General features: G+C 55.2%; 21 protein-coding genes. 11 read left to right on the top strand and 10 right to left on the bottom strand.

Annotated features, from left to right (window positions below; genetic code table 11):
- Positions 1-250 precede the first annotated feature (250 nt).
- The gene (gene tyrS / locus ACCI49_RS08395; RefSeq protein WP_371838514.1) at positions 251-1,555 is read right to left on the bottom strand and encodes a tyrosine--tRNA ligase; all 1,305 of its coding nucleotides are present in this window, start codon (positions 1,553-1,555) and stop codon (positions 251-253) included.
- 275 nt (positions 1,556-1,830) lie between these two features.
- Between tyrS and ACCI49_RS08390 the strand changes: the two genes are divergently transcribed.
- Both ACCI49_RS08390 and ACCI49_RS08385 read left to right on the top strand, forming a co-directional pair.
- The gene (locus tag ACCI49_RS08390) at positions 1,831-3,210 is read left to right on the top strand and encodes a peptidoglycan DD-metalloendopeptidase family protein (RefSeq protein ID WP_371838513.1); all 1,380 of its coding nucleotides are present in this window, start codon (positions 1,831-1,833) and stop codon (positions 3,208-3,210) included.
- A gap of 16 nt (positions 3,211-3,226) precedes the next feature.
- Positions 3,227-4,336 (top strand): anhydro-N-acetylmuramic acid kinase, encoded by a 1,110-nt coding sequence (locus ACCI49_RS08385; RefSeq protein ID WP_371838512.1) that lies wholly within the window; start codon positions 3,227-3,229, stop codon positions 4,334-4,336.
- Between the two features lie 29 nt (positions 4,337-4,365).
- Here ACCI49_RS08385 and erpA read toward each other — a convergent pair whose 3' ends face one another.
- The 4 genes from erpA to argC all read right to left on the bottom strand — a co-directional run bounded on the left by erpA (position 4,366) and on the right by argC (position 7,196).
- Positions 4,366-4,719 (bottom strand): iron-sulfur cluster insertion protein ErpA, encoded by a 354-nt coding sequence (gene erpA / locus ACCI49_RS08380; protein WP_020411471.1) that lies wholly within the window; start codon positions 4,717-4,719, stop codon positions 4,366-4,368.
- Between the two features lie 158 nt (positions 4,720-4,877).
- Positions 4,878-5,321 carry a bactofilin family protein gene (locus ACCI49_RS08375; RefSeq protein WP_371838511.1) on the bottom strand — a complete coding sequence of 148 codons (444 nt, stop codon included), beginning with the start codon at positions 5,319-5,321 and terminating at the stop codon, positions 4,878-4,880.
- 33 nt (positions 5,322-5,354) lie between these two features.
- On the bottom strand, positions 5,355-6,086 hold the full coding sequence (locus tag ACCI49_RS08370; RefSeq protein ID WP_371838510.1) for a DUF6776 family protein: 732 nt from the start codon (positions 6,084-6,086) through the stop codon (positions 5,355-5,357).
- Between the two features lie 63 nt (positions 6,087-6,149).
- Entirely contained in the window at positions 6,150-7,196 is a 1,047-nt protein-coding gene (gene argC, locus ACCI49_RS08365) for an N-acetyl-gamma-glutamyl-phosphate reductase (protein ID WP_371838509.1), read from the bottom strand.
- 96 nt (positions 7,197-7,292) lie between these two features.
- On the opposite strand from argC, the gene ACCI49_RS08360 reads away from it, so the two are divergent.
- From ACCI49_RS08360 to hemB, 7 genes are all read left to right on the top strand, one after another.
- The gene (locus tag ACCI49_RS08360) at positions 7,293-9,113 is read left to right on the top strand and encodes a chloride channel protein (protein ID WP_371838507.1); all 1,821 of its coding nucleotides are present in this window, start codon (positions 7,293-7,295) and stop codon (positions 9,111-9,113) included.
- A 34-nt stretch (positions 9,114-9,147) separates the two neighbouring features.
- Positions 9,148-9,570, top strand: a complete 423-nt coding sequence (gene hemJ, locus ACCI49_RS08355; RefSeq protein ID WP_371838506.1) for a protoporphyrinogen oxidase HemJ — start codon at positions 9,148-9,150, stop codon at positions 9,568-9,570.
- 82 nt (positions 9,571-9,652) lie between these two features.
- The gene (thiD, locus tag ACCI49_RS08350) at positions 9,653-10,438 is read left to right on the top strand and encodes a bifunctional hydroxymethylpyrimidine kinase/phosphomethylpyrimidine kinase (RefSeq protein ID WP_371838505.1); all 786 of its coding nucleotides are present in this window, start codon (positions 9,653-9,655) and stop codon (positions 10,436-10,438) included.
- A 173-nt stretch (positions 10,439-10,611) separates the two neighbouring features.
- Positions 10,612-11,895 (top strand): glutamate-1-semialdehyde 2,1-aminomutase, encoded by a 1,284-nt coding sequence (hemL, locus tag ACCI49_RS08345; RefSeq protein ID WP_371838504.1) that lies wholly within the window; start codon positions 10,612-10,614, stop codon positions 11,893-11,895.
- A 176-nt stretch (positions 11,896-12,071) separates the two neighbouring features.
- Positions 12,072-13,247 carry a benzoate/H(+) symporter BenE family transporter gene (locus tag ACCI49_RS08340; RefSeq protein ID WP_371838503.1) on the top strand — a complete coding sequence of 392 codons (1,176 nt, stop codon included), beginning with the start codon at positions 12,072-12,074 and terminating at the stop codon, positions 13,245-13,247.
- Positions 13,248-13,253: 6 nt separating this feature from the next.
- Complete coding sequence (locus ACCI49_RS08335) at positions 13,254-13,874, top strand: GntR family transcriptional regulator (RefSeq protein WP_371838501.1); 621 nt, start codon at positions 13,254-13,256, stop codon at positions 13,872-13,874.
- Positions 13,875-14,005: 131 nt separating this feature from the next.
- Entirely contained in the window at positions 14,006-15,016 is a 1,011-nt protein-coding gene (gene hemB / locus ACCI49_RS08330; protein WP_371838500.1) for a porphobilinogen synthase, read from the top strand.
- A gap of 41 nt (positions 15,017-15,057) precedes the next feature.
- Here the strand turns inward: hemB and mrcB are convergent, their stop codons facing one another.
- The gene (gene mrcB, locus ACCI49_RS08325) at positions 15,058-17,628 is read right to left on the bottom strand and encodes a penicillin-binding protein 1B (protein WP_371838499.1); all 2,571 of its coding nucleotides are present in this window, start codon (positions 17,626-17,628) and stop codon (positions 15,058-15,060) included.
- A gap of 376 nt (positions 17,629-18,004) precedes the next feature.
- On the opposite strand from mrcB, the gene ACCI49_RS08320 reads away from it, so the two are divergent.
- Positions 18,005-19,003, top strand: a complete 999-nt coding sequence (locus tag ACCI49_RS08320) for an adenosine kinase (protein ID WP_371838498.1) — start codon at positions 18,005-18,007, stop codon at positions 19,001-19,003.
- 37 nt (positions 19,004-19,040) lie between these two features.
- Here the strand turns inward: ACCI49_RS08320 and ACCI49_RS08315 are convergent, their stop codons facing one another.
- From ACCI49_RS08315 to ACCI49_RS08300, 4 genes are all read right to left on the bottom strand, one after another.
- Complete coding sequence (locus ACCI49_RS08315; protein ID WP_371838497.1) at positions 19,041-20,804, bottom strand: EAL domain-containing protein; 1,764 nt, start codon at positions 20,802-20,804, stop codon at positions 19,041-19,043.
- Between the two features lie 182 nt (positions 20,805-20,986).
- Positions 20,987-21,556, bottom strand: a complete 570-nt coding sequence (locus ACCI49_RS08310; RefSeq protein ID WP_371838496.1) for a YajG family lipoprotein — start codon at positions 21,554-21,556, stop codon at positions 20,987-20,989.
- A gap of 39 nt (positions 21,557-21,595) precedes the next feature.
- Entirely contained in the window at positions 21,596-22,069 is a 474-nt protein-coding gene (locus ACCI49_RS08305; RefSeq protein WP_371838495.1) for a copper chaperone PCu(A)C, read from the bottom strand.
- Positions 22,066-22,848, bottom strand: a complete 783-nt coding sequence (locus ACCI49_RS08300; protein WP_371838494.1) for an N-acetylglucosaminyltransferase — start codon at positions 22,846-22,848, stop codon at positions 22,066-22,068. Before ACCI49_RS08300 ends, ACCI49_RS08305 begins: the two co-directional genes overlap by 4 nt.
- A gap of 72 nt (positions 22,849-22,920) precedes the next feature.
- Here ACCI49_RS08300 and ACCI49_RS08295 point away from each other — a divergent pair, with 72 nt between their 5' ends.
- On the top strand, positions 22,921-24,717 hold the full coding sequence (locus ACCI49_RS08295; RefSeq protein WP_371838493.1) for a protein-disulfide reductase DsbD family protein: 1,797 nt from the start codon (positions 22,921-22,923) through the stop codon (positions 24,715-24,717).
- Positions 24,718-24,726 lie beyond the last annotated feature (9 nt).

The raw sequence follows: 24,726 nt of genomic DNA, 5'->3' as shown, positions 1-24,726 counted from the left end.
GTGAGCTTTCCGAATCCCGGCAAGGTCATTTCCGACCCTGCTTGAAGTGGCGTGCATTATAGCGGCCTCTCCGTGCTTGGCAAGCTCTTTTTGAAGAAATTTTCTTAAGAAAATCAATTACTTGGAGCTACCTTCCAGCTGCTGCCTGAGCAGCGAGGAGGCGAACTATACGGACTTCAGAGAGGACCGGCAAGCACTTTTATGACAATTCTGTAAAAAATTTTTTAAGCAAAAACCGGATAAAAAACCATCAGCCAGCAAGGCTAAACAGGTGGTATTTCTTCTTGCCCAAGCGCACGATAAAGTATCTGTCGCTAAGAGCCTTTTCTCCACTAAAAACCGCGGTCGGATTTGCATTCGCCTCCATACCAACAGCTTCTCCATTAACCAAAACCGCATTGCGGCCCAAGGCGTCCTTCACCGGTTTGCCTGAAGGAGCCATGCCCACGTCTACCAATAGGTTGATCAGACTTTGCTCGCCGAAATCTTTCGGAAGCACAGAAGAAGGCAAACCATCAAGACGCAATTGTTCCAAATCACCTACGGACAAATCAGCAATATCTCCGGAGAAGAGTGCACGGGAAATACGCTCCGCGGCAGCCAGGCCTTCCTCACCATGAACCAGGCGAGTAACTTCTCGCGCAAGGATACCCTGGGCTTCAGGCCTGCCGGCACGTTCACGGTCAGCAGTTTCTATCGCATCAATTTCATCGACACTAAGGAACGTGAAGTAACGCAGGAATTTGTACACATCTGCATCAGCAGTATTCAGCCAAAACTGGTAAAAGGCATAAGGACTGGTGCGCTTAGGGTCGAGCCAGATAGTGCCGCTTTCTGTTTTACCAAACTTGGTGCCGTCTGCTTTAGTCACCAATGGCAGAGTCAGGCCAAAGACTTTACCGCGGTGTTGACGACGGGTTAGATCTACCCCGCCGGTGATATTGCCCCACTGGTCTGAACCGCCAATTTGCAGGGTGCAATCGTGCAATTTATACAGCTCGGAGAAATCCATTGATTGCAGCAACATGTAGGAGAACTCGGTAAAGGAAATCCCCTCCCCTTCACGTTGAATTCGCTGCTTTACGGATTCCTTGTTAACCATATTGTTAACAGAGAAATGCTTTCCTACAACGCGCAAAAAATCTAGCACGTTCAATTCACGCGTCCAGTCGAGGTTATTCGCAACAACTGCACTATTCTCGCCGCAGTCGAAATTAATAAACTGAGAAACTTGGCTCTTCAGTTTATCCACCCAGCCTGCAACAACATCGGGTGTATTAAGGCTGCGCTCTTGCGCCTTAAACGACGGATCTCCAATCAGGCCTGTAGCACCACCAACCAACGCTATTGGTTTATGTCCTGCCGCCTGAAACCTCTTTAAGGTCAGCAGTGGTACTAAACTACCTATATGAAGGGAGTCCGCGGTTGGATCAAAGCCGCAATAGAGGGTTCGGCTCTCCGACAAATGCTGCGTCAGTTCGCCGTCACCGGTCGCTTGATTGATTAATCCGCGACGGTCCAAGTCTTCAAGCAGTGTCATGTCGACCCCAGCCATGCTTTCCCCTCATCTTCAGGCTTGAAATTAGCGCCGCCGGAAGGCGGCAAAATGCGCTGCAACATTACCGAAGTTTGCAGCAAATACAAGCGGACAGCGACGCTCGACGCGACCTGTCAAACTACTGCCAAGGAACTTACTCATGGAGAGTCGGGTCAATTACCCCGTGAACCAAGGCGGCTTTTTTGCTATAAAGGCCTTTCAATGCCTGTTTTTTAAACACCCTGATTTTCAAGCGCAGATAACAACGACAGCCGGCGCCGCCCGTTAATACCATGCAAAATCATCGCAAACCGACTTCACCTGTCCGTATTGGCGCCTTGCGCAAACACTTTCCGCGAGTACATGCACTGACAGCCGGTGCCGCTGCCTGCGTACTCGTACTGGCAGTATTTATTCCCACACCAGAGGTAGAAGCCAAGCGTATGCCCCTGGACGTCAATCTCTCTTCCTTGGACGAAGATACGCTGAAAGTTGACAGGAAACTGGTGGCTGTCTCACCCCAGCAGGGCATTCCCCTGGCTAGTGCGACAGTAGAGGCAATCCAGTCCCTGAATCTCACGGTGCGCAATGGAGATACCCTCTCCGACCTATTCAAGCGAGCCAAAGTGAGCGCGGGCGAAATGTATCAGCTGCTCGGCAGCGGTAAAGAAGCTAAGAAGCTGGCTCGCCTGACTCCTGGTGAGGAGCTGACTTTTAAAGTAGATTCCGAAGGTCAACTGCACAGCCTGGAACTACAGAGAGACCGTCTCAACCAAGTAAAATTTACCCGCGCGGAGGGTAATGACTTCCAGCACACCCTGGTACAACGCGAGCCTGACAGCCACCCGGCTTATCGCCTAGCTCAAATTGACAGCTCGCTATTCGTTGCCGGAAGTGAGGCCGGTCTCAGTGACAGCTTGATCATGGAAATGGCTGATGTGTTCAGCTCCGATATCGACTTTGCACTGGATATACGCAAGGGCGACACTTTTAGCGTGATGTTTGAAGAGAAATTCCTGGATGGGGAAAAAATTGGTAATGGGCCGATCCTAGCGGTCAGTTTTACCAATCAGGGCCGCACTTACAGTGCAGTGCGCTACATCGACAGTAGCGGCGACGCCAATTACTACACGCCTGAAGGCAAAAGCATGCGCAAGGCATTTATTCGTACGCCGCTGGATATAGTCCGCATCAGCTCCCACTTTAATCCACGGCGCTTGCACCCGGTTTTCAAGTCGCGCCGCCCTCACAACGGCACAGATTATGCCGCCCCGCGTGGCACTCCGGTCTACTCGACCGGGGATGGCCGTGTGATCGCATCCGGTTACAGTAAGCCCAACGGCAATTATGTATTTATTCAGCACGGAGAACGCTACGTTACCCGATACCTGCACCTGACCAAACGCAAAGTGAAGAAAGGTCAACGAGTAAAACAGCGCCAAGTAATAGGCACTGTAGGCTCAACCGGGTACGCAACCGGTCCACACCTGCACTACGAATTCCTGGTGGACGGAAGGCATCGGAACCCTGCAACAATTGTCCGCCAGCTTCCCAAAGCCAAGTCAGTGCCGTCCTCTGAAATGACGCGCTTCAAAAACCAGACTCAACCTCTGCTGGCAAACCTGGAAAACTACCAGGGCCCAGCACTGGCCAAACTTGACGAAAACAATTGATAAAGCGCCATTCAATATGCCCGATCTTTTTATCGGTCTGATGTCCGGCACCAGCGTCGATTCTATCGACGCTGCGCTGGTCGATTTTGGCGGCGAAGAGAGAATCAAGCCGCGTATCCTGGCAGCTCTAGGCCACCCGATTCATCCCTCGCTGCGCGATGCCATCCTAGCCCTGTGCGCCCCAGGTCCCTCTGAACTGGATCGTGCCGGACAGTTGGACCGACAGCTCGGCCAGGCTTTTGCCGAGGCCACCAATACCCTGTTGGCTCGTGCCGGTATTGAGGCCAGCGCAGTAACCGCAATTGGCAGCCACGGACAAACTGTGCGGCACCGCCCGCCAGGCACTGTGACCTCCCCCTTCACTTTACAATTGGGGGACCCGAACACTATCGCAGCTTTGACTGGTATCAGTACGGTAGCGGACTTTCGCCGGCGCGATATGGCCCTCGGAGGCCAGGGTGCGCCACTGATGCCCGCATTTCACCGCGCCGCTTTTAAAACCGAGGGCAATCGCGCAGTGGTGAATATCGGTGGAATGGCCAATATCACCGAGCTGACCGCCGATGGCAGTGTATACGGCTACGATACCGGTCCCGGCAACGCGTTGCTGGACTATTGGGTGAACCTACATAAGAAGCAACCGTTTGACCGGGATGGCGCCTGGGCAGCTAGTGGTCGCGCTAACCCGGAGCTGCTCAACCGCCTGATGTCCGATCCCTACTTTGCTGCGGAGCCCCCTAAGAGCACCGGCCGTGAAACCTTCAATGCCAGTTGGTTGGAGCAGGCTCTGGCTGGCCTGGAACTGTCTCCTGCAGACGTGCAGGCAACCCTGTCGGAAGTAACTGCCGCCAGTATTGCCGAGGCTGTGCATTTGTTCGCAGATGGCGGGGAACTACTGATTTGTGGGGGCGGCGCCAAAAACAAAGATCTGCTGTCTCGACTGCAGAGACGACTGCCAACCTGGTCAATTACCGACACCGGTACTTATGGAATCGATGCCAACTGGCTGGAAGCGGTGGGCTTTGCCTGGTTGGCCCGACAAACGCTACTCGGCCTGCCCGGCAACTGCCCCGGAGTCACCGGAGCAAAAGAAGAGGCTGTTTTGGGGGCAATTTACCCCCCCTGAGACACTATTCAAATCGGCCAAAGCGCAACTCAGATCGAGAAGGAGGAGCCACATCCACAGGTCGAGGAAGCATTGGGATTTTGCACAACAAAACGAGATCCGGCCAAACCCTCTTCGTAATCAACATTGGCGCCAACCAAATATGGGTAACTCATAGCGTCAACCAGCACCTGGATACCATCTTTCTCAATGATGGCATCGTCTTCGGCGACCAGTTCGTCGAAGGTAAAACCGTATTGGAACCCTGAGCAGCCACCACCGGTGACGAACACCCTGAGCTTGAGCTCCGGGTTGCCCTCCTCTTCCAACAGGCTCTTTACCTTGGCCACTGCTTTATCGGTGACTACCAGTGGCGCAGGAGAAAAGGATACAGCTTCTGACATAAGTCTCTCTCAACTCATCGGGACGTTCGCAACTCGCATAAAAGCTATGCAGAGAGCAGCCCCGGGGGCGTCATCTTGCTTAAACCCAGGAAATCAGTCAAGTATTGGCGAGCAACGGGCCCTGGCACAATTCAGCTGCCAGGGCTGTCGGGTGGGCTTCAGGAAGCCTCGATGACAGTTTCATCTTCCGAGTAACCGATCATGGGGGGGTCACCTGCGGAGCTAATATCCACGTTGGAAACCAGGGCCCCGTTCACCTGGGCACCCTTTACCATCTCAATCAGTTTGTAGTGCACATTGCCTTCCACCATGGCCTTAGCCGCCAGCTCCAGGTGACGTGCGGCATACACATCGCCATTTACATTGCCGTTAATCACCACCTGAGGCACACGTATCTCCCCCTCAATAATCCCACCATCGACAATCTGCAGGCGCGCATCACTGTCACTGTGCGCGGTAACATTACCCTTTACCTTGCCTTCAATGACCAGATTGCCACGAAAATGAATATCCCCAGACACCTCTGTCTGGCGCGCAATTAGGGTCGTGTGGTTACTACCGGTACTGGCCATAGCTACTTGTTTCTCTTTTTTTCTCAACATAATCCCTAAAACCTCATGCCTCTGGCATTAATGCTAGCTTTTCTGTACCAGCCAACCGTAGCGCTGCTCGATATTGAATCCCTTGCGCCCGGTAGACTTGAGCGATAACTCCACCCCTTCAGGAACAAAGCCCTCGGGGAGGCGCAGTTCGCCCTCGATATTCTGGAAGTATTTAAAACGCAGTGGAATGGACACGCTCTCCACCTGCTCTGACAGATCCTTTAGTGGATAGCTTTTCAGTTCACCATCCTGGCGGCCCACCACAGTAAAGGTAGCGGAACCTTTAACTACATTTCGCCGCGCTGCAGACTGCTGCACCTGTAGCTTGTACTGATAACTTCTCGCGTCGGCGGTCTGCGAGAGGATAAAACGTCCGATGGAAACCCCTTCCCCACCATCCGCTGGAGCCATAACGCCGCGGTAAAAAGAGATCTCCTGTTTCAACTCGGCAATCTGGTTCTCTTTCTGCACTAACTCGGTACGCACAGATTCACTGGCCTGTTCCCCGATCGTCAGCGACTGCTCTGCGGTAGCTGCGCGCATGCGCAGGGTTTCATTCTCACTGTTCAGCGCCTCAAGGCGCTCCAGTACCTTAGTGTATTCCAAGGTTTTTTCATCAAGGTTTTTACTCAGTTGATATTGCCCAGCGAAATAGGAACCGGCAGAGGTAGCCAGTACCAACAGGGCGACACCACTGGCGGCGATCACACCCGAGAAGGGGCGATGGGGCACCACTTTCATGCGGTACTGCTTACTGCGTTTCACTCTGAGCTCCCAAAATCCGCTACGGCTTAACCGGGTTTTATCGCTTGTCGTATTTTTTTGATTTTAAGGCAGCAGCGCCGGGCTCTCCAAGCCCAAAGTCTCAGTTAAGCCAAACATAATGTTCATATTCTGTATCGCCTGGGCAGAAGCGCCCTTGGCAAGATTATCGATTACTGACATTACCAGCAGGGTATCCCGATCCTGAGGCTGCATCACGGAAATACGACACATATTCGTGCCTCTCACACTACGAGTTTGAGGGTGGCTGCCAGCGGGAAGAACATCCACACAAGGCTCATTTTTATAGCGGTTTTCAAATAACTGCTGCAATTCCAGCGGTGACATATCTGTTTGGGACTTGGCGAACAAAGTAGCGTGTATGCCCCGGATCATGGGTAGTAGGTGCGGAACAAAAGTCACCTGCGCAGGGCTGGCATCATGGGGCTGGACCTGGCGCAGCCCCTGTTCGATTTCCGGTAGGTGACGGTGGCCTGTGGCTGAATAGGCACGGAAATTGTCACTATTTTCCGCCAGTATCAAGTCCGTCTTACCCTGACGACCCGCACCGCTGGCACCGCTAGCGGCACTGGCGATTAAGCCCGCCGGCTCAACGACGCCCGCCTCCAACAATGGTATCCAACCCAGCTGGATCGCAGTCGGATAACAGCCCGGGCATGCTACCAATTGCGCGCCAACTATCTCGGCACGATTTACTTCCGGTAATCCGTAGACAGCCTCCTGAGCCAGCGAGGGAGCGGCATGCTCCTGGCCATACCACTGCTCCCAGGTAGAAATATCTTTGAGGCGGAAATCGGCGGAGAGGTCGATAACTCGTACGCCTCTCTCAATCAACGCCGGCACCTGGGCCTGGGCAACACCATGGGGAGTGGCAAAAAACACCACATCACAAGCGGACAATTGCTCAATATCTGGCTCACAAAAATCTAAGTCATAATGGCCGCGTAAACTGGAAAATAACTCCGCCACCGGGGTGCCCCTCAAAGAGCGGGAAGTGATAACGGTAACTTCTGCTTGCGGATGTGTCGCCAAAAGCCTTAGCAGTTCAACACCCGTGTATCCGGTGCCACCGACAATTGCTACCTTAATCACCTTGCTAGAATCTCCCGGTAAATCTGCCAACTGAGACAATAATCATAAAATTAGCGGAACACTCTACCACAAGCCCCAACACTTGAAGGATGTGCAGTGTCACAGCGCCCCAGGAAATTGCTTAAAAACTTGTTAGCCCGGTGTTTACCCAAGACAAACAGCCTGGAGCACGTACGTTTACAGCTCTCTGCAAGGGAGGCCTTGGCACCACTTGTAGGTATGGCGCTAATTACCGGGTTGCTTGCAGGCATCGTGACAATCCTGTTTCGCTTGGCGATGGAGTGGCCCACAACATTTTTTTTGTCAGTTCCACAGAATTACGAGTCCCTTCCCCCACACTGGCGGTTTGCACTTCCCGTACTGGGTTCTGTGCTCATCGGAATTATCTATCTGCGCCTCAATCCAAAATACTATGAAGTTGGCGTGGCGCACGTACTCGATCGTCTCTATAACCACCAGGGAAAAATGCCATTACAAAACGCGTTGTTGCAGTTTTTTGCCGGTGCCATAGCTTTGATTAGCGGGCACTCCATGGGGCGTGAGGGGCCCGCAGTTCATCTGGGAGCAGCCAGTGGCAGCTGGCTCGCCCGCACCCTGCGGTTACCCAACAATTCCGCGCGCAGCTTATTGGGCTGTGGTGTAGCCGCCGCTATCGCTGCTTCTTTTAACACACCCTTGGCCGGTATGGTTTTCGCCATGGAAGTAGTGATGCTGGAATATTCCGTGGCAGGATTTCTGCCGGTAATGCTAGCAGCGGTAACCGGTAGTGCTGTCACCCAGATCACCTTTGGGCGCGAGCCGGACTTCAATGTCCCAGCGATACAATTGAATTCCCTGGGCGAGCTGTCAATCCTATTTTTCTGCGCCCTGGCGATCGGCCTGTTAGCTGCCATGTTTATCTGGGCGCACCGCGGTCTCACACGCCAACAGTATCGCTCTCCCTTTTTACGTTTTTTATTGGTGGGCCTGGTGACCGGTACTATCGGTATCTGGGTACCTGAAATTCTCGGTGGTGGCTACGACACCCTGCAAATGGCCATGCTGGGTGAACTGGGTATTACCACTCTGGCAGTAATTGTTGCTGCCAAACTGGTAGCCACAGCTCTGGGTTCGGGCCTGGGAATTCCCGGCGGAGTTATCGGTCCCAGCCTGATCCTCGGCGCCTGCCTCGGTGGCATCGCCGGTGGGCTCGCCAATATATGGCTGGGACCACATACCGCCAGCCCAGGTTTCTACGCCATGGTTGGCATGGCCGCCATGATGGCAGCGATGTTAAATGCGCCACTGGCGGCATTACTGGCGATTCTCGAATTAACCTACAACCCCAATGTTTTGTTTCCCGGAATGATGATGATCGTGGTAGCTACTCTGGTCAGTAGACAATTATTCGCAACCAGAGGCATTTACCAAGAAACCCTACGCGCGCTGAACAAAGCTGGTATTCCAACTTGGCGCCAGCAGATGCTCAGTAGCGTCGGCGTCGCCAGCGAGATGGACAGAAATTTTGTCATCGAGCCAAGGGAAATCCGCCTGGGGCAAGTCAAAGAATTAATCGCCCAACACCCCCAATGGATTTTGATCGATCTGCCTGATGAACCCGCCCCACAATTGTTGCGCGCCGCTGACCTGGCGACATATTTACAGGGTGCTGAAAAAAACGAAAGCGCAGACACAGCTGTTACGAAAGAGGAGAAATCCACAGATACAAAGCCGTTAATCGACCTGCTAAAAATTCCGGGGGAGCGAAAACAGATGGCTGAAATAAACTGGTCCGCCACTCTACTGGAGGCCCAACAGAAACTGACAAGCACTGGAGCCGACGCCCTGTATATCAGTCGTCACCAGAGCGGCTCACTGGACAATCGCATCGCGGGCATTATTCTGCCGCTACAGATCGATAACTTTTACCGGAAATAAAATATTTTCGCGTTTCTTTTTGAGGGGATATTCAATGCTGTGGATCAAGGCTTTTCACATTATCGCCATAGTGTGCTGGTTTGCTGCGCTTTTCTACTTACCACGTCTTTTTGTCTACCATGTCGATGCTACGGACGCCGTAAGTCGCGATCGCTTCTGCATTATGGAGCGGCGCTTGTACCGCGGTATCGCTATTCCCGCAATGATCGCTACCGTAGCCCTGGGCATCTGGCTCTATAGCCTGAATCCGGCTTACTACACATCCGCAGGGTGGATGCACGCGAAACTTACCTTTGTCGTGCTGTTACTGGCCTATCATCATATGTGTGGCGCCTATGTGCGTAAGTTTGCCCAGGGGGCCAATACCCGCAGCGGACGTTATTTTCGTATTTTTAATGAGGTTCCGACTGTAGCCCTGTTTGCCATTGTGATTCTGGCTGTGGTCAAGCCATTTTAATTTGGCGCAAAATCATTCTTTGTGAGGGGCGGCCAGCAACTAAAATTAGGCGCACAGCTTTTGGCAGTCATGTAGATTTTCTATGGATACACCGCAGCCCGTTATTCTGACCGTCACCCATCATGACCCTAGCGGCAGTGCCGGAATTGCCGCGGATACGGAGACGGCTGTCAGCCTGGGCTGCCACGCTGCCTCCGCGGTTTCCGCCATCAGTGTGTGTAACACCGGCGAACTCCTTGGAGTTGCTCCAGTGGACGACAGCCTGCTGGTAGAGCAAGCCCGCACGGTTCTGGAGGATATGCCGGTAGCGGCAATCAAGGTGGGATATCTGGGCTCGGTAGAGAATGTTCGGGCTCTGCACAGCGTATTGCGGGACTACCCCGATATCCCGGTAGTGATCGACCCCGATGCCACACTGGCGGATAAGGAAAGTGTGCTAGCGCCCCCCCTGTGGGAAGCCATGGCCTCCCTACTTCTCCCCTATGCCACCATGGTCTGCCCAAATCGCCGCGAGGCTCGCGCCATGGCAGTGGAGGCCGATACCCATGACGCCATGGCCCAGGAGCTGCTGGAAAGTGGCTGCCGCTATCTGTTACTCACCGGCGTACCCCACAAGCAACAACTGCAAAACCGTCTCTATGACGAGCGTGGCCTGATCCGGGAATTTCACTGGGAACGGTTGCCGCCGGCAGCCTATGGAGTCTGCGGAACCCTGGCCACGGCGATCGCCTGCCATATCGCCCACGGCCTGACCATTACTGAGACGGTCAGTCGCAGCCAGCAATATGCCTGGAGCGCAATTCGTGACAGTCGCCGCCTGGGTATGGGGCGGCCGATTCCCAACCGTCTTTTCTGGTGTGAGCGCTAGGGCCTCACCCCATACCCGATAAATGACTTGCCGCACCGGAGTGACAACCGGTGCGACCCGCCGGCCAACCCGCAATCCACTCCCCCAGCGATCTCCACATTGTCCTCAGGGCCCGTCGCCGCGATAATGACACGCTGATTCTTGGCCTATTCCGCAATTTCTGAATAAATTCTATGAGTAAATCCGAGCAGCTATTCGCAGAAGCACAGCAGTACATTCCCGGCGGCGTTAACTCTCCGGTACGGGCTTTCCGCGCAGTTGGCGGCACGCCGGTATTTATCCGTCGTGCTGAGGGCGCCTACCTCTACGACGCTGATGACAAGCGCTATATCGACTATGTGCAGTCCTGGGGCCCCATGGTATTGGGCCACGCCCACCCCGAAGTCATTGAGGCTGTTGTGGAGCAGGCCCAATCCGGCCTCAGTTTTGGCGCACCCACCGAGCTGGAAACCGAGCTGGCCGAGGAACTCTGCCGGCTGTGGCCAAATATGGATCTGGTGCGCTTCGTCAACTCCGGTACTGAAGCCACAATGAGCGCCATCCGTTTGGCACGCGGTTATACCGGACGTGACAAGATTGTGAAGTTTGAGGGCTGCTACCACGGCCATTCAGACTCATTGCTGGTCAAAGCCGGTTCCGGTGCCCTGACCATGGGCGTCCCCTCCTCCCCAGGGGTGCCCGCCGCCCTTGCGGACCACACCATCACCCTGAGTTACAACGAAGCAGATGCTGTACGCGCCTGCTTCGAAGAGTTCGGTGATCAGATCGCCTGCATTATCGTCGAACCCGTAGCCGGTAATATGAACTGTATTCCCCCGGTGCCCGGCTTTCTGGAAACCCTGCGGGAAGTCTGCGACCAGCACGGTGCCCTGTTAATTCTTGACGAGGTAATGACCGGTTTTCGCGTGAGCCTGACCGGCGCTCAAGGCTTTTATGGTATCGAAGCCGATATTACTACCCTCGGTAAAGTAATCGGTGGCGGCATGCCAGTGGGCGCCTTCGGTGGCAAACGCAAAATTATGGAGCAGATAGCGCCGCTGGGGCCGGTTTATCAGGCAGGCACCCTGTCCGGAAATCCGGTGGCCATGGTGGCAGGCCTGGAAACACTACGCTTGGTAGAGGAGAGTGACTTCTACAAGCCACTGGTAGCCAGGACAGACCGCCTGGTGGAAGGCATTCTCGCTGCCGGGAAGGCCGCAGGCATTCCTGTTACAGCCAACAAAGTCGGCAGCATGTTCGGCTTTTTCTTCACCGAGGAGTCAAAGGTCACCAATTACCAGCAGGTAATGGCATGCAACAACGAGCGCTTTAACCACTTCTTCCACGGCATGCTTGAGGAGGGGATCTATCTGGCACCAGCATCCTACGAGGCCGGGTTTATGTCCGCGGCTCACACCGATGAGGATATTGAAGCAACCATAGCTGCTGCAGAAAAAGTCTTTGCACGCCTCGACTGATTGCCCCCCGCTACAGCACCTGCCGCCCGCAGGTGCTGTACTCCAACACTAAATCCCATTTTACCACTCACACAAATCACAACCATTTTTCGGGTATTGGCTCGCTTTGACGCATAAGTCTTGTGTATTGTTAAAGCACCTACAAAAATGTATACAGAATTTAAAAGGTATACATTTTGAATAAATCGCCAATTTTAGATACCAGCCTCTCCACTGTCAGCGCCGGGTTCATCACTGTTCTGGTAGGAGTGGCCAGCTCAGCAGCGATTGTTTTTGAGGCCGCACGGGCTGCCGGTGCCGACCAGCTAATGATTGGCTCATGGATCGGTGCCCTGGGACTAGGAATGGGGCTAACCTGTATCGCCTTTTCCTGGTATTACCGGGCCCCCGTGATTACTGCATGGTCGACCCCAGGCGCTGCATTGCTGGCCACCAGTCTCACCGGGATTCCGATTGCCGAAGCTATTGGAGCTTTCGTCTGCAGCGCCATATTAACTCTGCTGGTAGGCCTTTCTGGAGCCTTTGACCGGGTAAATCGTCTGGTACCAACCCCCCTCGCCAGTGCCATGCTCGCAGGTATACTGTTGCAATTTGGCCTCTCTGTATTCACATCCCTGCAAGCACAGCCAATTCTTGTTGGCACTATGTTCCTAACCTACATATTTGGGCGGAGATGGGCGCCGCGGTACGCCATTCTTTTGGTACTCATGGTCGGGGTCTCTGCCTGCTGGAAGCTACAATTGATCGCCTTCGATCAAATCCACTGGCAAGCCGCACAACCCGTATGGGTTACTCCGGAGTTTCGCCTTTCCACTTTGGTCGGTATTGGACTGCCTCTGTTTATCGTCACTATGACCTCCCAGAATCTGCCCGGTGCCGCAACTCTGGCTGCCAGCGGCTATGGAAGAGTGCCCATTTCCCCAGTCATCAGCGGTACGGGCCTGGCTTCCCTACTACTGACTCCTTTTGGCGGGTTTGCCTTCAACCTGGCCGCTATTACGGCGGCAATTTGCACCGGTCCAGAGGCGCATCCCAATCCAGACAAGCGCTATACCGCCGGTATTGCTGCCGGTATCTTTTATCTAATCGTGGGCTTGTGTGGTGCCAGCGTAGTGGCATTATTTAGCGCTTTTCCACAGGAATTGATCGCCGGCCTTGCGGGCTTGGCGTTGATAGGGGTCATTGGCAATAGCCTGGCAAGTGCTACGGCAGAAGTGGAACATCGAGAAGCAGCAATCATTACATTCTTAGTCAGCGCTTCAGGTATTAATTTGTTTGGTGTCAGCTCCGCATTTTGGGGTCTACTGGGCGGTCTCGCCTGTTACTGGCTTTTTAACCGCAGGAGTTCATAAGCTCCAATGGGCCTATACGAGAAAATCAAAGCAGATCTACAGCGGGGGCGCTTCGCCCCAGGGCAAGTATTGAGGCAGGTTGAACTTGCTGAACTCTACGATGTAAGCCGTATCCCGGTACGGGATGCCCTGCATCAACTTCGAAATGAAGGCTGGCTCTCACCACACGGCAAGCGCGGTGTTGCAGTGCCTCAGTTTGACCCTATAGAAGTAGAGGACCTCTACCTGATGCGTATGCGCCTCGAGCCCCTATTGCAGACCCTGGCGCTAAATAAGCTCAATAGGGAAGTACTGGGGCGAGCCAACGATATTCTCGATTCGATGGAGGCCAGCACCCAAATGTCCGCCGAACAAATCGGCAACCTGAATTGGCAGTTCCATGCCTGCATTTACAAGGCAGCCGAGCGACCAACGCTTTTTTCTGCAGTGGAACAACTACACCGCCAGTGTGAACGCTATATCGGTTACCAATCCCGCAGCCTGCAATACCAAAACACTAGCCAGGGGGAGCATTTCTCCATTCTCAAAGCCCTGAAAAGGGGAGATGGAGAGCTAGCCGCAACATTACTGGCACAACATATTGAAGCCGCCGGTAAATCACTGGTGAGCTATCTGCGCTCATCTTAACCCTAAATGGAGGCTAACTGAGGGGACTTATGGAGCCTCCGAAATCAACGCAGTAAGCAATTTGATATGATGGCCGCCAATTGTGGCTGTGACATTTCTGCAGCCCTATGGATAGCCGGAGTAAATTCACTATGAGTCAAAGTCTCGGCCGCGGTGCCTATCCCAACACCCGCCTGCGCCGCCTGCGTGCCCAGGATTTTTCCCGCCGACTGGTGCGTGAAACCCAGCTCAGTTGCGATGACCTGATCCTGCCGCTGTTTGTAATCGAGGGGCGCAACGAAACCCAAAAGGTAGCCTCTATGCCAGGGGTGGAGCGCCTGAGTGTGGATTTGTTGGCAAGAAAAGCGAAGCTACTGCAGCAACTGGGCATCCCCGCAGTGGCTCTGTTTCCCGTGGTAGATCCCTCGGCAAAATCAGACTCCGCCAGTGCCGCCCACGATGCCGATGGCTTGGCCCAGCGCGCCGTGCGCGAGTTGAAAGATGCTGCGCCTGAGCTGGGTGTCATTACCGATGTAGCCCTGGACCCCTTTACCAGCCACGGCCAGGACGGGCTGATGGACCACAGCGGTTATATCGTCAACGATGAAACTGTAGAAGTACTGGTGCAGCAGGCTCTATCCCATGCAGCTGCCGGTGCAGACATAGTCGCACCTTCAGATATGATGGACGGCCGCATCGGCGCTATCCGCCAAGCTCTCGAAGGGGCAGGCCACACCAATACCCTGATTATGTCCTACGCGGCCAAGTACGCTTCTGCCTACTATGGCCCCTTCCGCGACGCGGTTGGCTCAGCGGGCAATTTGAAAGGCGGCAGTAAAGCTAGCTACCAGATGGACCCAGCCAATACCGATGAAGCCATACACGAGTGCGCTCTGGATCTGCAGGAAGGTGCTGATATGGTGATGGTTAAACCGGGTATGCCCTATCTGGATATAGTGCGCAGGGTGAAGGACGAATTGCGAGTGCCCACCTTCGCCTACCAAGTGAGCGGAGAGTACGCCATGCACTGCACCGCCTTCGAGAACGGCTGGCTACAGCGGGAGGCTGTTATTTTGGAATCTCTGCTCGCCTTTAAACGTGCAGGTGCAGACGGCATCCTCACCTATTTCGCCGAGGAGGCCGCGCAACTGCTGCAAGGCTAGTCGGCAAAAATTACACGCGACTTCTGGTCGCACGACTTATATCAGGGCCACTGGTCTTCCAGTGCCGGGCCTATGGGCTGTGCCTCCTCTACGGGGGCGCCACCAGAGTCCGACTCAATAGATGGATTGCGGGGAAGCTCGACAGGCTCTTCTTCGTAACCCCGATCAATACCAAATTCTTCCGCATCATCACCACGCAGCTGTTCCTGCATCTGGCTGCGACGCTGCTCGCGCAGCTGCTGCTCGCTGGGGTCTACACCCCAGCCGGGGGTCATCTGCTCGCGCGGTGCCGCCTGTGAGCGCCCATTGCCAAACAGGTTGCGGAACCAACGCCAGCGATCACGCCCCTGACATTCCGGTGCCGGCTGCAGGCGGGTCTCGTAGGAGAATGGAATTTCATAACCGCCGCGGCAATAATCCGGGTCCATATATTCGCCGCGTGCATTCACCGATTTGAATTCCACCCCTCGCGGTGGCTCCACTGGCCCGTGCTCATGGGGCAACTTGCGCATAATCTCTGTCCAGATCGGCAGTGCGCCGGTAGACCCGGTCAAGCGGGTACGCTCATTGTCGTCGCGCCCCAACCAAACCACTGCAGTAATTTCCGGGGAGAAACCGGCGAACCAGCTGTCGCGGTTATTATTGGTAGTTCCGGTTTTTCCTGCAAATGCCACACTGCTAGGTAAACGCTTCGCAGACCTGCGTCCGGTACCCTCACGCATAGCCTGCTCCAGCCCCCAGCGCAGCAGGTAGGCCGGTACCGCATCGACTCCGCGATGGGCACGGCGGCGGAAGTTCTGGACACGCTCGCCATCGGCATCGGAGACCGCCAGCAAGGTGCGTGGCTCCACAGTCTCACCACCGTTGGCAATAGTCTGATACATGCTGGCCACTTCAAATGGTGTCATTTCAACGGCACCCAGTAACATTGCCGGCACCCTCGGCAGGCTGGTTTCCACTCCCAGGCGGCGAATGGTCTGACGCACATTCTGCAGCCCCAGATCCAGCCCCAGGTGCGCGGTGGCAAGGTTGTAGGATTTTGCCAACGCTACGTATAGAGGCACTTGGCCATGGGCAAGTTTGTCGAAATTCTGCGGCATCCATACATCGCCGTCCGCCTCTTCAATGCGCACAGGCGCGTCATCGATAAGCGTCGCCAGATTGTACTCCTCTGGGCGCTCCAGGGCAGTGAGGAAGACCGCCGGCTTAATCAGTGAACCCACCTGTCGACGGGCCTCGAGGGCGCGATTAAAACCCGGATAATCCGGATCGCGGTCCCCCACCATGGCCAATACATTACCACTGTGATTATCCATTAGTACGGTGGCCGCCTGCAGGGTATTGGTCTTGATTCCCCGGTCCTTTTCCAGCTGCTGCACTCCGTTACTGATAGCCTCTTCCGCCAACTTCTGCAAAGAGGGCGCCAGGCTGGTATAGATTCTCAAGCCGGCAGTTCGCAGCTCCTCGTAAGAATAGTAAGGACGCAACTCCTCCAGCAGTCGCTCAGTGAAGGCGGGATAAGGATTCTGCGCAGTCACTCCACCTTTCACCACACCCAGAGGTTTGGCTGTGTAGAGATCAAACTCAGCCTGGTTAATTAACCCCTGCTCTTGCATCAACTCCAATACAGTGTTGCGGCGCTGCAGCGCGCGCTCGGGGTGTCGCCAAGGATTGTAGTAGGAAGCACCCTTGGCCAAACCCACCAGGAGAGCCACCTGATGCGGTTCCAGGGTATCCAGTGGTTGCTGGAAGTAAAATTCTGAGGCCAGACCAAAGCCATAGATACCGCGGGCACCCTGCTGGCCTAGCCAAACTTCGTTAATATACTCCTGCAGGATATAGCCTTTGTCGTAATGGATCTCCATCAGTACTGCCATCAGCGCTTCGTTGATTTTGCGCTGCAGGCTCGGCTTGTGATCGAAAAAGATATTCTTTACCAGCTGCTGGGTAATCGTTGACCCACCCTGCACCAAGCGCCCTGCCTGCACATTGGCCACCATGGCGCGAGCGATGCCGCGAGGCGAGATGCCAAAATGGTTGGGGAAGTCCTGGTCTTCCACAGCAATCAGGGTATTGGCCACCAACGGCGGGATATCGCTAAACCGCACCGGATTGCGATCATCGCCTCCGCCGAGCAGGGAGCCAATATTGGCCGCATCCAGGCGGAATTCTGCAATGCGCTGGCCATCGCCATCGCGCAGGTTGCTAATCTCATCATTGCGCAGGCGGAAGGAAACCAACGCAGCAGGTTCGCGTGCATCGGAATGAATAAAGTCGCGACGCCAAACCCGGTAGTTCATGCCCTCTTGGGACCAGGAACCGGGCTCACTGAGGGTTTTCTGCTCGCGATAATTCAGGGCGGCAAACTCGGAAGCCAACTCATCCGGATGCATCACCATCCCCTCGCGTAGTACCAGGGGGCGCGCATAAACGCGCGCCGGCAGTTGGTACTGGCGGCTGTCCAGGCGCTCACGCAGCTGCACATCCAGGTAGGCCATATAGCCGGCCAGGGCGAGCGCCCCCACCAAAGCCAGCAGGAATAGGAATTTAAGCCAGCGATATCGTCTCTTCGCTTGTGACGCTTTGCTGCGCCGGCGTTTGGTCGATGCCATAAAAAGAGGTATCCAGCTGCCAGGTCAGTACATCAATCGACAGCGGGGCCGAAATACCCAGTCACTATCATTGGCAGAGTACCAGCAGGTGGCAGCTCCACTGGTATCTTGCCTCCGGCACCCGGACCGATGCCTTTGGGGAACATCCCTGAACCGCCCGACTTCCTGGCCGGTAATGAATACTGGCCGGTCGTCAATAGAGGTGCTAAGCACCTGTTCGTGGATTGACCACGAGTGTGCCCTATAAGTTCATATTGAGGCTTACGGCGCCTTTATAAACGCTACCCGGTTGAAGTCAAACCCAGCGCCTTGCACTTGCCGTAATCGGAGCCATAATGCGGCGGAAAACTAGACAAATACTCCGAAAAGGAAAGATATGAGGCAATACGATCTCTACGGCATTGGCGCCGCCCTACTGGACACGGAAATTGAGGTATCCGACAAGGATCTTTCGGCTCTCGGTGTTGAAAAGGGAATAATGACCCTGGTCGACGATGCAAAGCAACAGCAACTGGTAGGTGAACTACAAGATCATCTCGTCACCGCCAAGCGTGCCTGTGGCGGCTCCGGTGCCAACACCGTGATTGCTGCCAGTTATTTTGGCCTGGACACTTTTTATTCCTGTAAGGTCGCCGCGGATGACAACGGCGATTTCTACCGCAAAAACCTCAGCGCAGCCGGTGTCGACTATCCTACCAGCCTACAGGAAGCCGACGGCGGCACCACGGGCAAGTGTCTGGTACTCATTACCCCGGACGCCGAGCGCAGTATGAATACCTATCTGGGCATCAGCGAACAGTTATCCGTGGCCGAACTGGATAGTGAAGCTCTGGCATCTTCCCGCTGGGCTTATATCGAGGGCTACCTGGTCTCTTCCGCGACCGGCCGTAAAGCGGCAATCACCCTGCGCGAGCAGGCACAGAAAGCGGGTGTTAAGACCGCCCTGAGCCTGTCCGACCCTGCCATGGTGCAGTTCTTCGGCGAAGGCTTGCGGGAAATGATTGGTGGCGGCGTGGATATGCTATTCTGCAACCGCGATGAAGCACTGGGCTTTACCGGAACTAATTCCCTGGATGCTGCCGCGGAAGCGCTACGTGATTACTGCCACAGTTTTGCCATTACTCTGGGGGCGGAAGGCGCCCTGTTATGGGATGGAGACCAGGTCTATCGCGTAGCCAGTCCGGAAGTACACGCCCTGGATACCAATGGTGCCGGCGATATGTTTGCGGGCGCTTTCCTGTACGGGGTCAATCGCGATATGGGCTTCGCCGAAGCTGGAGAGCTGGCATGCCGTGCCGCCGCTCAGGTAGTGAGCCAGTATGGCCCGCGCCTGCAGGCGGAGCAGCACTCTGAACTACTCGCTGCCGTTATCTAAAATACAGTCAGAGCGGCTGCCCGGCCGCTCGCCACTCTCAGAGGCCCTGGAAGTCTCCGATCTCCGGCAATCCAGTAGCCGCTGCAATACCAAACCCCTGAGCGTAATCCACTCCCATCTGGCAAAGCTTTTCCATCAACTCCGGGCTCTCAACATATTCGGCGATAGTGCTGATACCCATGCGCTTGGCCAGGTGATCGATTGTGCTGACCATGGCGCTGTCAATCTCGTCCTCAAGCATATTGCGTACAAAGCTTCCATCAATCTTAAGGTAGTCCACCGGTAGCTGACGCAGGTAAGCCAGGGAAGATACCCCCCGGCCGAAATCGTCCAGTGCAAAACTACAACCGGCGGCGCGCAACTTGTGAATAAAGATCAGCGCGCGCTCCAGGTTGTTGATGGCACTGGTCTCGGTAATCTCAAACTGCACCCGGGAGGGAGTCACTCCCGCTTCGGTTAACTCCTGCAGGACAAAATCGGCAAAAGTCTCATCACCCAGGCTGATACCGGAAATATTAATTGCATAACTAGCGCCGGCAATCCCGCTTCGTTGCTCCTGAGCCATATAGAGAAAGACACGGCGGATTACCCAGCGGTCGACCTCTTCTATCAAGCCGTAGCGTTCCGCCGCCGGTAGGAAAAGGCCCGGGGAGATCACCCCGCCATCTCTACCGCGCATACGAACCAGTATCTCGAAATGGTGAACCTGACGCTCCCCCTTCAGAGAGACCACAGGCTGTCTATAGAGAATCAGCCGATCTTCCCGCAGGGCCGCGTGAATTTCCGCCACCCAAGTAGTCTCCCGGCGCTTCTCCAGCGCCTTTCGAGAATCCCCGAACAGCTTGACCCGATTGCGCCCCTGTTCACGCGCAGAACAGCAGGCGTCATTAGCGGTAGCGAGTAGCTGACTGGCGTTAGGAGTAAAATGATCAACGCCCACTACACCAATCGAGACCGCCACGCGGTTGTCACTACCTTGCCAGAGGAAGTTAAAATCCTGAACGGACTCTCGCAGGTGTGCCACTACGCGCCCTCCTTCTTCTAAAGTGCAATCCCGCAACAGGATTGCAAACTCGTCACTGCCAACCCTAGCGAACAGGTCCACACTGGACAGATCCCGCTGCAACAAAGCAACTAACTGAACCAGGAGCTGATCTCCGGCAACGAAACCCAGGGTGTCGTTGATCACCTTGAACTGATAAACATCCAAATAGAGCAGCACGTGGTGCTGTCGCTTATCAATACAATGAGACAGAAGCTTCTGCAGCTCGCCCTCAAAATACTGGCGATTCGGTAGGCGAGTAAGGGCATCATGGCTGGTCTGCCAGCTGAGGCGCGTAGAAATCCGTCGGGCGGCAGAGGTATCTCGCAGTACTAATACATAGTTCTTCAGCGTGCCGGCATCCCAGAGCGCCATCACCTGTACAGTAACCTCTACAGGTGGGCGAGTGTCCTCGGGCCTTTGTATACACGCATTGATCTCGCGGGTGCTGGGTATCTCATGGGCAGGGACATCCGGCACTATCAAAGGTAGAAGTACTCCGGCAGTATCGTAAAGTGGCAGTCCCTCGTTGACGGGTTGGCCGGGCAAAAGCCCCACCAGATCTCCAGTCATTTCACTGACAAGGGGGTTGGCATAGAGAACAATGCCCTTGGGATCAGTGACTACCACACCATCGGCAATTTCCCCCAGAGCCGCCTCCGCCGCCTGCAGGCTAATTTGCTCACTGGGGCTCAAGCGCTCCTCCAGCTGTGCCAAGGGCCCGAGATATTTGGCGGATTTGGGATCAAACAGAGTCACAGCCGCACTTCCATCAGATGAAAATCAGTCCTGTGAGGGCCGCGCGCAGCACAATTGCCAAACAAACTCTTACCCTGAAAATTGAGCACATAGATCGATACCACCGACCAAGATCGCCGATTTTATTCAATTAGTTAGCCTCCCTGCTGCGCCATGGCTAGATGGACACTTAAGTTGCACACTCACAAGTGAGTACGCAAGAAATTTTTCAGTTTCTCATCCTCGAATACCCTTTGCATGGTCGCACTTAGCAGACTATTAACCCGGGTTTGCACTTCCTCTCGGCTGGGCTTGACCAAGTTACGGTCCTTGCCCGATGTGCTATAGGTGCCGAAATAAGTGGCAGGGCCAATTTTGACTTCCAGGTGAATCTCAGCTGAGGTATCTATCGTCGTGGTGTACACCTTGTTGGGGCTGTTATAGGTCAACTTCACCAGCTTCGCGATGACCTGCGCCTCTGGAGCGGTATCGGTAATTCGGAAAGACCAATTGGCAAAGCCTTGGCGCAGGCCAGCGGCAATGGCTTCTCCTGCATCATTAGCGATGTTCACCTGAGAAGTCTCTGCATAGACGCCACCGAGTGAGCCCAGACCACCGCCGGGCAGCTCATTGATCCCCCGCACGCTCAGGCTGCGGCCTGCACCAATAGAATCTGCTGCAACCTGCACTTGCGGATGCAACTGGATCTGCAGTGGGCTGTGGGCACAAGCCGACAGGATGATTGCCCCAAAAAACAGCAATAACTTCTTCATTTTTCTTCCCCTTACTTCAATAAAAACAACTAACTTGACTTAGCCATGGTGATGGTGATGATCCTTCCCTGTTTTATCCCGACCGACTACCGGCACCTGAATCTCCAGGCTGAAGCCGTCGGTAAAGACCAGACGCAAGGGCAATGAGTCCCCTGCTCTCAAACGCAAGCCGCGGATCATCAGGTGCACGCCGCCTGGAGCCATTTGCAGCCTCTCACCGGCGGCAATTGCCACTTGTTTCAGCGGGCGCATGCGACTGATGCCCTCACGGTACTCGGTGGTGTGTAGATCGGCTTCTGCCTCCTGATTTCCCGGTAGCTCCACAGCCGCTAGCAGCCGCTTCTGTTCGCCCAGATTGTGGAGGGACAAGTACACCGCACTCATTGGGGCCCCCGGGGGTGTCTCGCGGGCATAACCTTCTACTTCCAGGGACGGTGCATTGGCGTAAACTTTGCCGACAGACAGTAGAGCACTGACGGTTAATATCCAGATGAATAATACGGGTTTTTTCATTGGGCCCCTCCACTGGGCTTAACAAGGAGTAATCGTGCCGGGCTACCGATCTTGATATTGCCCCGCACTCGGTATCCAGGCACAGCCGCGCGCAACTGCTGGTAAACCCAACGTCCCTCGGCATCGTCCCTGGCAACAATTATGACGCGTAACTGCTCACTGCGAATTCGCTGTGCGACCTTTTGCAGCTGACCGGAGAGGCGTTCAGACCTGGTATTCAGCTCTGCAGTCGGCAGCCCGATACTCTCCCCCTCTGGCAGATCTAAACGCGCCCGCCCCCGTTCCCGTAATAAGCTCTCGCGAACCTCCGCTACCAGCGCATTGCCTGGCGCCAGCATCTCCGCGCGCTTGAGTAGAGTTTGCACCTCACCAAATGCACGACGACGCAGAGCCTCGCGGGCCTGTTCCACATAGGTGACCACAATGGTCTGGATGCCGGTTTGCGCACGGCGATTACCGGGATCGAGCTGCTGAACTCGCAGATAGTAGTCATAGGCGCTAGCACCAGCCGGCTGGGTCAGGTGTCCCTTGCCCAGGGCCAGCTCAGCGCGCTTGAGGAAGAAAGTCACATTGCCCCGTCGGACCTCCTCCGCTGAGGGCCCGGTTTTCTTAGGCGGCGGACTGGCAGGAGGAGGAATTGGTTGATTGGCACTGCAGGCCCCCAGCAATACGGCCATGAACAGGCAGACCCCAAGGCTGTGAAGGCGTTCAAATGACGGCAAAGCAATTCCCCGCTGTTGTTTTTTTGTACCACCGGCATCGCTATACTGCTGCCGCAACTGAACCCCCGTCCGGTGCAGCAGTCAGAACTATGTGCCCGACTATAATGAATTTTTTCATCTATGGCTGTGATGACCAAAAGTTTCAGAAATAATTTCCTCGTCTTGTTGGCGATCCTGCTGTTTGCGTCTGGTGCCAAAGTCCTGGCTCAGAGTCCAGACAACCCTTTTGCATCTATCGTCAATACCCAGGACAACGCCTTCCTGCCAGTGGATGAGGCCTACCGACAGGATCTGCTTTTCAGCGGTAATCAGCTCAGTGCCATTTTTGAAATAGCCCCTGAATACTACCTCTACCGTGACAAGCTTGCCCTTTACCGCATAGAAAACGGGCAAAAGACCGAATTGCCCCTGCACCTGCCAGGTGGCGAAGTGATCTGGGATGACTATTTTGAGAAAGAGACCGAGGTCTATCGCGGCCAGCTAGAGTTCGCTATCGCCCTTGAGGATGCTACTGGTGCTGCACAGTTGGAGCTGCACTACCAGGGCTGTGCGGACGCGGGACTGTGCTACCCCCCCCAGACTCGCCACTACACCGTAAACACCTCAGACGGCAGCATAGAGGCCGTGGAAGGCGGCTTCTCCAATGCTGCCAATCCGTCGGGCAGCACCCCATCCCAGGGAACCAGTACTGGCAGCAGCTCTACTACCCTGCCCCTGGCCCTGTTATTCGCTTTCGCCGGCGGATTACTGCTAAACCTGATGCCCTGTGTTTTTCCGGTGCTTTCGATCAAGCTGCTGGCAGTGAGCCAGGCGGCGCAGGATGACAGCCAACGTCACCATCATGGCTGGGCGTACACCGCGGGCGTGATCCTCAGTTTTGTTGCCATCGCCGCAGTTATGCTAGCGCTGCGCGCCGGAGGTGAGGCGATCGGCTGGGGATTCCAGCTACAGTCCCCATGGCTGGTGGCAGGACTAGCCTACCTGTTCTTTATCATGGGCCTGGGCCTGTCCGGAGTAACTGAATTTGGCGCCGGTCTGATGGGGGTCGGCAGCAACCTGAATAACAGCCAGGGGCTGCGCGGCTCCATCGCCTCCGGAGCCCTGGCCACTCTGGTGGCGAGCCCCTGTACCGCGCCATTGATGGGGTCCGCGCTGGGGTTTGCGGTAACCCAGCCTGCAGCCGTAGCCCTCAGTGTATTTGCTGCCCTCGGCGCCGGTATGGCATTTCCTTTCCTTTTGCTGACCTACATCCCCGGACTGGTTAAAAAACTGCCCCAACCAGGCCCGTGGATGGATCGCCTCAAACAACTGCTGGCCTTCCCCATGTACCTGACCGCTGTTTGGCTTTTGTGGGTACTGGGTCGCCAGGCCGGTGGGGATGGAATTGCCCTGGTTCTGACGGGTGCAGTCGCCATCGCATTTGCCCTTTGGCTCTGGCCGCGCCCTCAGTGGCATTGGCTGCGCGGCACAGTGGCAATTGCCGCGCTGGCTTTCGCAGTAACACTATTGCCGCGCCTCAGCACAGTAACTCAGGTCCAACAGCAAGCCAGCGACTATTGGCAGCCCTATTCAGCAGAAAAACTGGAGGCCGCACGCAGTGAGGGTCGCGCCGTATTGGCCAATATGACCGCAGCTTGGTGTATTACCTGCCTCGCCAATGAAAAGGTGGTGCTGTCAAGCGATGCGGTTAGCACTGCCATAGAACAGCTCGGGATTGTGGCACTGAAGGGTGACTGGACCAACCAGGATCCGCATATCAGCGCCCTGCTGACAAAGTACGGGCGTACCAGCGTACCTCTGTACCTGCTCTATCCCGCGGATGGCGGTGAGGCCAAAATCCTGCCACAGATCCTCTCCCGCGAGGATTTGCTGATGGAGCTTGAGGCCGCCACAGAGGGCGGGCTCAGCACATCATCTGTCCCTTAGAGGAAACTT

It is taken from the genome of Microbulbifer epialgicus (genome assembly GCF_041447265.1).
Classification (GTDB): Bacteria; Pseudomonadota; Gammaproteobacteria; order Pseudomonadales; family Cellvibrionaceae; genus Microbulbifer; species Microbulbifer epialgicus.
The sequence above is the reverse complement of the archived record's forward strand: the minus strand, read 5'-3'. Positions and strand labels throughout refer to the sequence as shown.